Annotated in this window: 11 protein-coding genes; 4 read left to right on the forward strand and 7 right to left on the reverse strand. The window is 66.6% G+C overall.

The features are described from left to right. The first annotated feature begins 154 nt into the window (after positions 1–154). Together AC1DSF_RS26655 and corA are read left to right on the forward strand one after the other, a co-directional pair. Positions 155–904, forward strand: a complete 750-nt coding sequence (locus AC1DSF_RS26655) for an SDR family oxidoreductase (RefSeq protein WP_478146381.1) — start codon at positions 155–157, stop codon at positions 902–904. A 66-nt stretch (positions 905–970) separates the two neighbouring features. Further along, positions 971–1945, forward strand: a complete 975-nt coding sequence (corA, locus tag AC1DSF_RS26660; protein WP_478125942.1) for a magnesium/cobalt transporter CorA — start codon at positions 971–973, stop codon at positions 1943–1945. Between the two features lie 38 nt (positions 1946–1983). On the opposite strand, the gene AC1DSF_RS26665 is transcribed toward corA, so the two are convergent. Genes AC1DSF_RS26665 through AC1DSF_RS26675 form a run of 3 tightly spaced genes read right to left on the reverse strand, consistent with a single transcriptional unit; the run spans position 1984 to position 6604 of the window. Beyond that, entirely contained in the window at positions 1984–2916 is a 933-nt protein-coding gene (locus AC1DSF_RS26665) for a dimethyl sulfoxide reductase anchor subunit family protein (RefSeq protein WP_478125943.1), read from the reverse strand. Beyond that, complete coding sequence (locus tag AC1DSF_RS26670; RefSeq protein ID WP_478125944.1) at positions 2913–3683, reverse strand: 4Fe-4S dicluster domain-containing protein; 771 nt, start codon at positions 3681–3683, stop codon at positions 2913–2915. The genes AC1DSF_RS26665 and AC1DSF_RS26670 overlap by 4 nt, the downstream gene beginning before the upstream one ends. After that, a complete protein-coding gene (locus tag AC1DSF_RS26675) occupies positions 3680–6604 on the reverse strand; it encodes a molybdopterin oxidoreductase family protein (protein WP_478125945.1) in 2925 nt (974 codons plus the stop codon). Before AC1DSF_RS26675 ends, AC1DSF_RS26670 begins: the two co-directional genes overlap by 4 nt. Positions 6605–6700: 96 nt before the next feature. Here AC1DSF_RS26675 and AC1DSF_RS26680 point away from each other — a divergent pair, with 96 nt between their 5' ends. After that, positions 6701–7663 carry a LysR family transcriptional regulator gene (locus tag AC1DSF_RS26680; RefSeq protein ID WP_478183746.1) on the forward strand — a complete coding sequence of 321 codons (963 nt, stop codon included), beginning with the start codon at positions 6701–6703 and terminating at the stop codon, positions 7661–7663. Positions 7664–7700: 37 nt separating this feature from the next. Then, positions 7701–8561, forward strand: a complete 861-nt coding sequence (locus AC1DSF_RS26685) for an IclR family transcriptional regulator (RefSeq protein WP_478125947.1) — start codon at positions 7701–7703, stop codon at positions 8559–8561. Here AC1DSF_RS26685 and AC1DSF_RS26690 read toward each other — a convergent pair. The 4 genes from AC1DSF_RS26690 to AC1DSF_RS26705 form a co-directional block, all read right to left on the reverse strand. Then, positions 8550–9059: a flavin reductase family protein gene (locus tag AC1DSF_RS26690; RefSeq protein ID WP_478146374.1), complete on the reverse strand. Its 510-nt coding sequence runs from the start codon at positions 9057–9059 to the stop codon at positions 8550–8552. The genes AC1DSF_RS26685 and AC1DSF_RS26690 overlap by 12 nt on opposite strands. Before the next feature lie 37 nt (positions 9060–9096). Further along, positions 9097–10263, reverse strand: coding sequence for an acyl-CoA dehydrogenase family protein (locus AC1DSF_RS26695; RefSeq protein ID WP_478146373.1), 1167 nt, complete (start codon positions 10261–10263; stop codon positions 9097–9099). Further along, entirely contained in the window at positions 10260–11873 is a 1614-nt protein-coding gene (locus AC1DSF_RS26700; RefSeq protein ID WP_478146372.1) for a rhodanese-like domain-containing protein, read from the reverse strand. Before AC1DSF_RS26700 ends, AC1DSF_RS26695 begins: the two co-directional genes overlap by 4 nt. Beyond that, positions 11870–12205, reverse strand: a 336-nt coding sequence (locus tag AC1DSF_RS26705; RefSeq protein WP_478146371.1) for an AMP-binding enzyme, incomplete at its 5' end; no start/stop codon positions are given. The genes AC1DSF_RS26700 and AC1DSF_RS26705, both read right to left, overlap by 4 nt.

A 12205-nucleotide genomic window follows, 5' to 3' on the forward strand; every position in this document is an offset into this window, starting at 1 on the left:
CTCTTTCGAACAAGTTGAGCGAAATCATGGCACGCCGAGCAAAGAACGTTCGAAGTTTTCGCACATCTGCCCACCGAAAACCGGCACGTCAAAAGCGTCCTTGAAGCCGACCATTCAGTCACGGTCATCTGACCGGCACTCAATGGAAACCATCATGGAACGCTTTCAAGACAAGACAGTACTGATCACCGGCGGCACGAGCGGCATCGGCCTCGCCGCCGCCAAGGCTTTCGTGGCGGAGGGCGCACGCGTCGTCGTGACAGGCCGTGACGCCGCCGCGCTCGAAAGGGCGCAGAGCGAGCTCGGCCCGAAGGCCGTCGCCATCCGCAATGACGCCGGCGCACCGGCGGCCGCGAAGGAACTGGCAGCCGATATCGCCGGCCGTGGGCTGAAGCTCGATGCCGTCTTCCTCAACGCCGGGGTCGCAAGATTCGCAGGGCTGTCGGATGTGACCGAAGCCTTCTGGGACGACATCTTCAACACCAACGTCAAGGGCTTGTTCTTCCAGATCCAGGCCGTGACGCCATTGCTCGCGCAGGGCGCGTCGATCGTGATCAACGGCTCGATCAATGCGCACATCGGCATGCCCAGTACCGCCGTCTATGCAGCCAGCAAGGCTGCGGTCATCTCGCTTGCCAAGACCTTGTCGGCCGAACTGCTGCCACGCGGCGCGCGCGTCAACGTGCTGAGCCCCGGCCCGGTGCGGACGCCGATCTACGGAAAGCTCGGCCTGGATGCCGCCACACTCGAAGCCACCGCGGCGCAGATCCAGGCGCAGATTCCGCTCGGCCGGTTCGGCACGCCGGAAGAAATCGCCAGCACCGTGCTTCACCTCGCGTCACCGGAGTCGGCTTTCATTGTGGGCACCGAAATCGTGGTGGATGGCGGCATGAGCCAGCTTTGATCGGTACGACGCCGGCGCCGGGCCGTGGCAAGATGACCCGTCTTTGTCTCGTCCCGGTGCCATCGCATGCTGGTCAATTGCGTCGTCTATGAAAACGGCAACAAGCTTGCCGACATTCCTGTCTCCAGCATCAGCGACTACGTGTCGCTGCCGGGCTGCTTCGTATGGGTCGCGCTGCACGACGCCACGCCCGAGGAACTTGCCGAGGTGCAGGCCGAATTCGGCTTGCATCCGTTGGCGGTCGAAGATGCGCAGCACGGCCACCAGCGGCCGAAAGTCGAGGAATACGACGGGTCGCTTTTCGTCGTCATGCATCTGCTGGAGCCCGACGAACACGACAAACGTGCGCTGAACGTCGGCGAGATCGATGTCTTCGTCGGCACCAACTACCTGGTGTCGGTGCGAAACCGCAGCGATCACGGATTCGTCGAAGTGCGTGAACGCTGCGAGCGCGAGCCCGAGCTATTGAAGAATGGCCCGGGGTTCGTGCTGTATGCGCTCATGGATGCGGTGGTCGACCGCTACTTTCCGGTCATCGATGCGTTCGAGGTCGAACTGGAGACGATCGAGCAGCGCATTTTCACGAAAGGCGAAGCGCGCGAGAACGTGCGGCGCCTGTACGAGCTCAAGCAGCGGCTCACGGTGCTCAAGCACGCGGTGGCGCCGCTGCTCGAAGGCGTGGGCAAGCTGCATGGCGGCCGCGTGCCGCAGATCTGCATCGGGTCGCAGGAGTATTTTCGGGACGTGGTCGATCATCTGGGGCGCATCAACGCGTCCATCGACGCGATCCGCGACACGATCGGCACGGCGATCAGCGTGAATCTTTCGATGGTGACGATCGAAGACAACGAAGTCACCAAGCGCCTGGCGGCGTGGGCGGCCATCTTCGCGGTCTGCACGTCGTTCGCGGGCATCTGGGGCATGAACTTCAAGAACATGCCCGAACTGGACTGGCACTACGGCTATCCGGCCGCGCTGCTGGTCATCGTGCTGCTGTGCGGCTACCTGTATTACCGCTTCCGGCGCGCCGGGTGGGTGTGAAACAGCCCGCCAGAGGCCGATAGCCTTCGCGTTCGCTCTCAGGACACCACCTGGTAGTAGAGGTTCTGCGGGTGCCGCGCCTGCGCGAAGAAGAACCATCGTTCGGCGACCAGGCCCGGCGCCTGGAACACCAGCGCCAGGACGAAGCCCGCCGTGGAGGATGTGGCGATTGCCCACAGGAGCATCAGCGAAGGCAGCGCGAAGGCCAGCACGATGAAGGCCAGCTTCACGCGCTTCAGGGCAGCGAGGCCCATGCCATGAAAGAACTCGCGCGTGTTGAAAGATCCCGCCGACATGCCCATCGACTTCTGCGTCAGCTTCGCCGCCCGAATGCCGGTGGCCGACTGCAGTGTGGAGCGCGGCTTCAGCGCGGCGTTGCGGCGAAGCGCCAGCATGCGCGTGGCCCAGGCGACGAGCGTGAGGGCCAGCGCGGCCGCACCCGTGGCGTTCAAGAGCGCCTGCTCGCCCATCGACGCGGCCAGTGCGCTTGCCAGCACGAGGCCTGACGACAAGCCGATCAGCGTGAAGTTCACGAGCGTCAGCGGCTGCGCCCACTCCTGGATGAAGCGCAGGCAGGCATAGATCATCGCGGTGCAGTACCAGAGCAGAAACGCGAAGAGCGCGGCGGCCAGTGGCAGCAACGGCAATAGCGGGGAGTTGATGCCGTTGTGCAAGGCGAGCCACCACAACGCCACCACCGCCATGAAGGTCGGCAGCACGATCACTTCCCGAGACAGCCACGAGGTGCGCCACATCAGCACGGCGCGCCATGCACGTTCGGGCCTTCCCAGATGGCCGAACGAGGCGCCAAGGGCGACCAGCAGCATCGCTTCGGCAACGGCCAAGGCCGCGCTCGCGAAGCCAGGCGAGATCGACAGGCCGCCCAGCATCGCCAGTGCCAGCGTGACCACCAGGCCTTGTGCCGCGCCGGCGACGGTGGTGAAGATGACGACCGAGAACGCGGGGTTCATTGCGCTTCGCCCTGCGCGGACGGCACCACGGTCGCGCCGCCGGCCTCGGCGGTCACGCGCCGGGGAAGGTATTGATTCGCGGGGCGGGTTTCCCACTCCGGCATCAGCGCGTAGCCGCCACGCTCGCGAATCGCCTTCGAGACGTCGGAGTCCGGGTCCTTCACATCGCCGAAGAGCCGCGCGCCGGTGGGGCAGGCCTTCACACAGGCGGGCTTGCGGTCTTCCTTGGGCAGCTTCTCGTCGTAGATGCGATCGACGCACAGGGTGCACTTGGTCATCACCTGGCGCTCTTCATCGAGTTCGCGCGCGCCATAGGGGCAAGCCCACGCGCAGTACTTGCAGCCAATGCACTTGTCATAGTCGACCAGCACGATGCCGTCTTCCTTGCGCTTGTAGCTCGCGCCCGTGGGGCACACCGGCACGCAGGGCGGGTCTTCGCAGTGCAGGCAGCTCTTGGGGAAATGGATGGTGTCCGTGGACGGGAAGCTCCCGGCCTCGTAGGTCTGCACGCGGTTGAAGAAGGTACCCGTCGGGTCGGCGCCGTAGGCATTGGCATCGGCGAGCGGGCCGGCGCTGCCGGAGGTGTTCCACTGCTTGCAGGAGGTCACGCAGGCGTGGCAGCCGACGCAGACGTTCAGGTCGATCACCAGCGCGAGCTGCTTCGCGAGCGTCTCGGCCGGGTCCGCTCGCACGGTGGCCGCGCCTTCGTCGATGAGCGGCAGCGGCGATGCGGCGCGCGATGTCAGGTCCTTGAGCCATTGAATCATCGCCTGCGCCCCGCAAAGTAGGTCAAGACATTCGCCGCCTTGCCCAGCACACCGGGCAAGACCGGCATGCTGGCGACCTGCGGAAAACTTTCCTTCGCCTCTTCGGGCGCAGCGGGCCGGATGCGCACGCGCACGTCGTACCAGCCGGCCTGTCCGGTGATCGGGTCCGAGTTGCTGATGGTCCCGGCGCGCGTGCCTTCGAAGGGAAGCTCCTCGGAAATCAGATGATTGAGCAGGAAGCCCTTGCGCGCTTCGTCCGCACCGGGCGCCAGGTGCCATGCACCGTCGGCCTTGCCGATGGCGTTCCAGGTCCATACGGTGCCCGGCTCCACGGCCTCGCTGTAGCGCAGCATGCAACGCACTCTGCCCCATTGGCTTTCGACCCAGCACCAGCCGCCGTCGGCAATGCCGGCCGCTTCGGCGGTGGCGGGATTCACGTGCAGGTAGTTGTGGCTGTGGATCTGCCGCAGCCATGCATTCTGCGAATCCCACGAGTGGTACATCGCCATCGGTCGCTGCGTGATTGCATTCAGCGGATAGGCAGCGAGGTCCGTCGCGCCCTCTTCGAGCGGCGCATACCAGAAGGGCAGCGGATCGAAGTAGGTGTCGATGCGCTCGCGCAAGGCATCGGGCGGCTGGCGGCCACCGGCCTTCCCCTGCGCGGCGAGGCGGAAGCTCTGCAGCGCATCGGAGTAGAGCGCAAGCTGCACGGGGTCGTTGCGCTGCCGCCAGCCCTTGTCCTTCGCGAAGTCGAGGTATTCGCGGTTCCAGTTGCGCATGTAGTGCATGGTTTCCGGCATGTGGTACTGGAAGACGCAGTTGTTCTGCGCGTAGGCCTCCCACTGCTTCGGGTTGGGTTCGCCCTTCAGATGCTCGGTGCCGTCCTTGCCGCGCCAGCCCATCAGGAAGCCGATGCCCGGCTGCGGCTGGAAGTTGACGACGAAGTCCGGATAGTCCGTGTATTTGCGCCCGCCCTCGGGCGTGGTGAACGCCGGAAACTTCATGCGCGAGGCCAGTTCGATCAGCACCTCCTGGAAGGGCTTGCACTGACCCGTGGGTGGCACGACCGGAACGCGCACCGAATCCACGGGGCCGTCGAACTCCGAGATCGGCCGGTCCAGCATGCTCATCACGTCGTGCCGCTCGAGATAGGTGGTGTCGGGCAGCACGAGGTCGGCGAAGGCCACGGTCTCGCTCTGGAACGCGTCGCAAACCACAAGAAACGGGATCATGTAGTCGCCCTTCTCGTCCTTGCGGTTGAGCATCTCGCGCGCCACCATCGTGTTCATGCTGGAATTCCAGGCCATGTTGGCCATGAAGATCAGCAGCGTGTCGATGCGGTAGGGATCGCCTTTGACGGCGTTGCCGATCACGTTGTGCATCAGCCCGTGCGCCGACAGCGGATGCTCCCACGAGAACGCGTGGTCGATGCGGATCGGCGAACCATCGGGGTTGATCGCAAGCTCTTCCGGACTGGCCGGAAAGCCCAGTGGCGCTGCGTTGAGCGGCGTGTTCGGCTGGATCATCTCGGGCGCATTGAACGCCCGGTAGTTCGGCACGATGTGTCGCGGATACGGTGCCTTGTGCCGAAAGCCGCCCGGCGCGTCGATGGTGCCCAGGACACTCATCAATACCGCCAGCGCACGCACGGTCTGGAAGCCGTTGGAATGGGCCGCCAGGCCGCGCATCGCATGAAAGGCGACCGGGCGCGCCTGCGTGGTCGGATGCTTCTTTCCCCAGGCGTCGGTCCAAGGGATGGGCAGCTCGAAGGCCTGCTTCAACGCCGTCTCGCCCATCTCGCGCGCAAGCTTGCGGATGCGCGCCGCATCGATGCCGGTGATGGCCTCGGCCCACTCCGGCGTGCAGCTCGCGACGCGCTCGCGCAGCAGCTGGAACGACGGCGCGACGCGCGTGCCGTCGGCCAGCGTATAGCGCCCTTCGAGGGCGGGATCGCAGCCGTCGGCAATGCCTTCGGGGTACGCGGCCTTCACGCTGGCGCTTTGCGTATCCCACACGAGCTTGTTGTGGGGATGGCGGCCGTCGCCCGGCGGGCCGCGCTCGGGATCGAATGCGAAGAGTCCCTCGCGCTCGCCCTCGTCCAGCACCACCAGTTGCGGCGCGTTGGTGAAGCGCTTGAGAAAGGCATGGTCGATCTGGTCGGTGCCGATCAGCTCATGCAGCAGCGCCATGAAGAGCGCGCCGTCCGTGCCCGGCTTGATCGGGATCCATTCGTCGGCGATGGCCGAATAGCCGGTGCGCACCGGGTTGATCGAGATGAAGCGGCCGCCCGCGCGCTTGAATTTCGACAACGCGATCTTCATCGGGTTGCTGTGATGGTCTTCGGCGGTGCCGATCATCACGAACAGCTTGGCCCGGTCGAGGTCCGGGCCGCCGAACTCCCAGAAGCTGCCGCCGACGGTGTAGATCATTCCGGCGGCCATGTTGACCGAGCAGAAGCCGCCGTGGGCCGCGTAATTGGGCGTGCCGAACTGGCGCGCGAACAGGCCGGTCAAGGCCTGCATCTGATCGCGGCCGGTGAAGAGCGCGAACTTCTTCGGATCGGTCGCACGGATCTTGGAGAGCCGCTCGGTCAGCAGATCGAAAGCACGCTCCCAGCTGATGGGCTCGAATTCGCCAGCGCCGCGCTCGCTGCCGGGCTTGCGCAGCAAAGGCTGGGTCAGCCGTGCCGGCGAGACCTGCTTCATGATTCCCGAGGAGCCCTTGGCGCAGATCACGCCCTGGTTCAGTGGGTGGTCGGGGTTGCCGTCGATGTAGCGCACCTCGCCGTCCCTGAGGTGCACACGGATGCCGCAACGGCAGGCGCACATGTAGCAGGTGGTGGTCTTGACCTCGGTGTCCGCGGTCGGAACGGGCGCGGCGAGGGGATCGTGAAGGGGCTCTGAGGACAGGAACTTGAACACAGTGTGGTCTCGGTTTCCCTGCGATGGTAGGCACTGTCGCTAAAAAGAAATAGCGCACAATATTGATCGAATTGACCTGAAAAATCGATCAGCGACATGCGCCGGCCCACGAGCCCGTCCCCATCCCCCTCGCCATTGCCATCGCGGCTGCGCCTGCATCTACGCCATCTCGAAGTCTTCGTTGCCATCGCGCGGGACGGCTCGACGCGCGCTGCGGCGGAGCGCATCGCGCGCTCGCAGTCCGCGGCCAGCACGGCGCTGGCCGACCTTGAAGCCGCACTCGGCGTCGCGCTGTTCGACCGGGCCGGCCGGCGCCTGCTGCTCAACGAGAACGGGCGCGCGCTTCTGCCGCGCGCGGCTTCGCTGCTCGATCAGGCGGGCGAGCTGCAGCACCTGTTCTCCGGCGACCACGCCACACCGCTGCGCGTCGCGGCGAGCCTCACCATCGGCGAGTACATCCTGCCGGCGCTGGTCGGTCAGTGGAAGGCGCGGCATCCGACGAGCCGCGTGCAATTGGTCATCGCCAACACCTCCGAAGTCATCGCGTCGGTTGCGGCCTTCGATGTCGACGTGGGCTTCATCGAAGGCCCGCAAACGCATCCGGACCTGATCGTGCGGCCGTGGTTCAACGACGAGATGGTGGTCGTGGCGTCGCCGACGCATCCGTTGGCGGGGCGGCTGGTGGGCGTCCGTATGTTGCGCGAGGCATCGTGGGCGTTGCGCGAGACCGGGTCCGGAACACGGGAGGCTGCCGATCGCTGGCTGATCGAGCATCTGGGCGCGATCGACGTGGCCTTCGAGCTCGGCAGTCCGGAGGCCATCAAGCACCTGGTCGCTGCGGGGACGACGCTGGGTTTCCTGTCGCGCCAGGCGGTTGCGCAATCGCTCGCCGACGGAACGCTGGTCGAGCTTCGGACCCGCCTGCCGCCCGCGGTGAGGCGGCTGGCGATGGTCCTGCACCGCGACAAGCAGCTGGGACGAGGCGCCGAGGATTTCGTTCGGCATTGCGCCGCGTCGCGGCCCTCGCGCACGGCGCAAGGCGGACGTGCGCTCCTATAATTCCAATATGTGACTACGCCGGGAGGACTCCGCGAGCATGACAACAAAAGCACCCGTGCGATCGACCGTCGCACGCAAGAAGACATCCAATACGGCCGCCGCCGCCAAAAAGAATCCAGCTTCGCATCCCCGCGGAACCCAGACCATTCATCGCGCCGTCGCGATGTTGCGAGAGATCGCAGCCTTCCAGAAGGGCATGCGGCTGGTGGACATCGCGAGCGCGATGGGGCTCGAACGGCCCACCGCGCATCGCATCGTGAAGGGGCTGGTGTCGCAAGGCATGGTGATGCAGGATCCGGCGACCAAGTGCTATCGGCTGGGCCACGTCGTCTATGAACTCGGGCTGGCCGCATCGCCCTACTTCAACCTGAAGGAGGTGTGCCAGCCGACCCTCGACCGCATCGGGCAGGCCACGCAGGACACGGTGTACCTGGTCGTGCGCAGCGGCTTCGACACAGTCTGCCTGGCGCTTGTCGAAGGCAGCTACCCGATCCGAACCCGCACGATGGAAGTCGGCACCCGCCGGCCGCTCGGCGTCGGCGCTGCAAGCGTCGCGCTGATGCTCAGCCTCAGCGACGATGAGGTCGATCGCATCATCGCGGTCAACGGCCCGCGCATGCAGGCCTTCGGACGCATCACCGGCGAACGCCTGCGCGAGGTCATTGCCGAATCGCGCGCCGCCGGCTTCTCCATCAACGAGGAGAACGTGCTTCCGGGCGTAGGCGCGCTCGGCGCGGCGATCCACACGCGCGGCGGACCGCCCTATGCGGCGATCAGCATCGCCGGCATCCGGGAGCGTTTCGAAGGGCCGCGGCGCGAGGAACTCTCGCGCCTGCTGCTCAAGGAGACACGCGCCCTCGCTCGCAAGCTCGACGACCTCAGCGTCTCATGGGCTTGAGGGCGGCATCGCCGGATGCACCGCGGGCACGCCGTAGGTGCCGCCGGCATACAGCAGCGGCACCTTGTCGCTGTGGCCGAAGTTGAGCACCTCGCCGACAAAGATGACGTGATCGCCGCCTTCGTAGCGGTGCACGCTAACGCATTCGAACCACGCCACGCACCCGTCGAAGAGCGGAACGCCGGTCGGGCCGCGATGCCAATCGACGCCCGCGAAGCGATCATCGATCGGTGAGGCGAAGCGGGCGGCCAGAGGCATCTGGTCCGCGCACAGGACGCTCACCGCGTAATGTTCGGCCTCCATGAAGATCGGCAGGCTTCGGGCGTGCTTGTTCAGGCTCCAGAGCACGAGCGGCGGCGTGAGCGAGACAGAGTTGAAAGAGTTGGCCGTGAGCCCCACCGGCGTGTGCTCGGCATCGCGCGTGGTGATGATGGTCACGCCCGTGGCGAAGCGCCGCATCGCGTCGCGAAAGCGGCGGGTGTCGAGTTCGGCGGTCATTCGGCAGTCCTCCAGGCGGCGTCGTGGATGCGGCGCCTCACAGGCGATCTCCCGTGTCGAAGCTCTGACCGAGGTGGTACTTGCCGATGGTGGCCGCCGACTTGTCGACGTTGGAGTGCAGCGTGTGGATGCGCAGGTCGCGCATCATTCGCTGGAAGAGGCCCTGTCCGGTCAGCGCATGCGAGCCGGCGATCTGCGCGGCCTTGTCCATCACCAGGGTCGCGCAAGCGGTGGCCTGGTGACGTGCGACAAGCGAAAACAGTTCGGCCTGCTGCAAATCCCCCTGCGTCCAGAGCCAGGCCGCACGGTAGACAAGCCAGCGCACGGAATCGATCGCCACGCGGATTTCTCCCAGCCGCAGTTGCGTGAACCCGTCGCCGGCCGTGCCGCGACGCGGCAGGTACTCGCTCAGGCTGTCGAAGAGGCCCTCGCAGGCACCGAGGTACTGGGCCGAGAGCGACAGATAGTGCCGCGCCTGCCAGCGCTCGCGCGGATAGACGCCGGGTGTCCCGATCAGCCGATCGCCCGCCACGAAGCATTGCTCGAGCAGCACGTCCGGACTGATGGCGGCGCGCATGCCGACCGGGTCCCAGGTGTCTTCCGCAATGCGCAGCCCTTCGGCCCCGCTCGGCACCGCGATAGCCACATTGCCTTCGGCGGGCTCCGAGCCGCGCAGCGTCGCAAAGACGATCAGGTTGGCCGCCACAGTCGCCAGGGTCGCGTAGTTCTTGTGTCCGTTCAGCACGTAGCCATCGCGCAGCGGCTGCGCGATGGTGTTGAACATGTTCATGCCGCGCGCCGTGCGGCCGGGCTCGCTGCCGACGGCACCGATGAGTTCGCCATCCTGCAGCACCGGCCCCAGCAACCTTCGGCGCTGCTCGGGCGTCCCGACCTGGTCGATGAAATGACAGGCATGCAGGTGGATGTGCAGGCAATGCGCGGTCGACAGGTCGACGCGCGCGGTCTGTTCGATGGCCAGCAGATAGAGCACCGGGTCTTCGCCCATGACGCCGCTGCCCTTGCCGCCGCGCTCGCGCGCGATGGTCAGGCCCAGCAGGCCATGCGACTGGAGATCCTTCAGGTTCTGGAGCGGCAAGATCTGCGCCGCGTCGGCTTGCGCGGCACGCGCCGCGAAATGCTCGCGCGCGAGATAGCCGACGAGCTCGTAGAGATCCTGCTGCGATTGACTGAAGTTGAAGTTCATCTTTGCCTCTTTGTGGAATCGACAGAAGGTGGGGCGGCGAGGTCCTGCGCCGCCAGTGGCACAAGCAGCTTTTCCCAGTCGATGTAGTCGCGCATCGCCTGTTCGCCTCGCTCATAAGGCGCCAGCAGCTCGTCGTCCTGTGGTGCCAGATCGGCGCGGTGCAGCGCCTGCCCGGCAGCGGCCCAGGCGCGCGTACCGCCGTCCAGGCAGGCGACTTGCGCATGACCCATTCGCCTCAGCGCGGCAGCGGCCCATGGCGCGTGCTGGCCGGAGCCGCACGTCACCAGCACCGGCACATCGGTCGATGGCGCCAGCGCGCCAATGCGCAATTCGAGCCATCCGCGTGGAATCCAGCGCGCATCGGGCAGATGGCCGCGGCGAAAGTGCCCGCTCGTATCGACGTCGATCACGAGCAGTTCCGGATGTGCGCGGCGCCACGCGAGGCAAGCCTCGACCGTCAATCGAATGGCGGCGGGTTCGCGGATGGCTGCGGAGACGGGACGGCGACCGCGCGCCACCGGAAGGCCGGCATCCCGCCATCCGCGCAGCCCGTGGGTCAGAACCGCGACGTCCGCGAAGCCCATGCGGCGCAGCCACGCGCCGGTGAGATTGGCGCGGGCTTCTTCCTCGTCGATGAGCACGATCGGCGCGGCGCGTACCGGCATGAAGTCGTCCGCGCGTTGCACCGCCTGGCCGCCGGGCAGTGCGATCGAACCCGCGATGTGTCCGGCCTCGAACTCGGCCACACCGCGAACATCGAAGACATAGCGGTTGCGCGTTGTGTCGGCAAGCAGTCCTACCAGCACATTGGCGTCGATGCGCCGGACACCGGCGTCGCGGGCAAGCACGGCGGACGTGCGTTCCGCAAGAGCGCGGCTTTCCGGGGAGGGCGGCGCCTGCATCCCATGCGATCCCTGGGCCAGCGCATGGCCCGCCAGGCGCCAGCTCATGGTGCCGTTCTCGAGCGCGACCACGTTGTCGATGCCCAGTTCGCGCAGCGTCCGCGTGGCGATGATGCTGCGGGTGCGGCCCGCGCAATGCAGCACGACCGTGTCGGCCGACCGGGCGAGATCGGCGGCATGCAGGGCGATGTCGAAACTCGGAAGCGACCGCGCCTGCGGAATGCAGCCCTGCGCATGCTCCTCGGGCGTGCGCACGTCGCACACGGCGATGCGGCGTCCCTCGGCCTGCCACCGCAGCAGTGTGGCGGCATCGATGGCGGGCACCGCGCACGCGTGCTGCACCTGCTCGCCGAAACGCTTGCTCGGCACGTTGGTTCCGTTGGCAAGTGCGCGGCCCGCGGCGCGCCATGCCGCAAGGCCGTCCTGCAGCCAGCGGACGCGCGTATAGCCGAGCGAGGCGAGCGTGTCGGCGGCCAGGGCGGCACGCGCATCGGCCTCGCCGTAGACCAGGATCGGCGTGTCGCGGTCCGGCACGAGTTCGGCGATGCGGAATTCGATGCGCCGGCGCGGCAATGTGCTGGCGCCAGGGATGTGTCCGCGTTCGTACTCGACCGGGTCGCGGATGTCGAAGAGGGCGAAGTGGCCGAAGTGCCCCGCCTCCGGCGAGCTCGCCTCCCACTGCGCGATGGAGACGCACTGCGCGGTCATGCGGCCTTCTCCAGCGTGGCCTGCGCCCTGGCCTTGAGTTCGAGCTTGCGAATCTTCTGGCTGCCCGTGAGCGGCCAACTGGTCACGAACTCCACGTGCCTGGGCACCTTGTAGCTGGCGATCGATGCCTTGCAGTACGCCTGCAGCTGCGCTGCCTCCAGCGTCACGCCAGGACGCGCCTCAATGTAGGCATAGCCCACCTCGCCCAGGCGCCGGTCCGGCACGCCCACCACCACGGCCTCGCGCACGCCCGGGTAGGTCTTGAGGAACACCTCGATCTCCTGCGTGGCCACGTTGAAGCCCCCGGGCTTGATCATTTCCTTGACCCGCCC

The organism is Variovorax sp. 01N429, from assembly GCF_056399425.1.